This is a genomic window from Adlercreutzia equolifaciens, assembly GCF_029076695.1.
GTDB lineage: Bacteria > Actinomycetota > Coriobacteriia > Coriobacteriales > Eggerthellaceae > Adlercreutzia > Adlercreutzia equolifaciens_A.
Genome location: NZ_JARFIK010000102.1, coordinates 1 through 390 on the forward strand (window position 1 = coordinate 1; position 390 = coordinate 390).

Annotated in this window: 1 pseudogene; it reads right to left on the reverse strand. The window is 67.2% G+C overall.

Features of this window, described 5'->3' with window-relative positions:
• A pseudogene (locus PZH32_RS11640) lies at positions 1–390 on the reverse strand (ATP-binding cassette domain-containing protein); the annotation flags it as partial.

Genomic DNA, 390 nt, shown 5'->3' on the forward strand with positions numbered 1-390 from the left:
TACCGTTCCCGTTATCGCCGGTAAGCACCACATGATCGGTGGGACCGATGCACAACTCCGGCACGTCGAGCGCGAAGTCGCCCGCGGACAACGCTCCCGCCTCCTGGTGGATCAGCGTCTTCGCGGATGCCGCTTCGCCATAGGATCGGAACCGACCGGCGTAGCGCTTCTCTACGGTTGCGGACTGCAGAGCCTCGTCGGCCTTCGCAACACGACCGGCCTTGGACGCCGAGAGCTTCGTGGCCACGCCGTCCTTGCCGGACACAATGGCACATCCGAGCCGCTCACGCCCATCGCTGTCGTGCTTGTCCAGCTTGCGGGCGCTGCGTTTTGCCTGGGCGCGATCGGCCTCCACGCGACGCCGCGCCGCCTCCGCCTCCAAACGCCGCT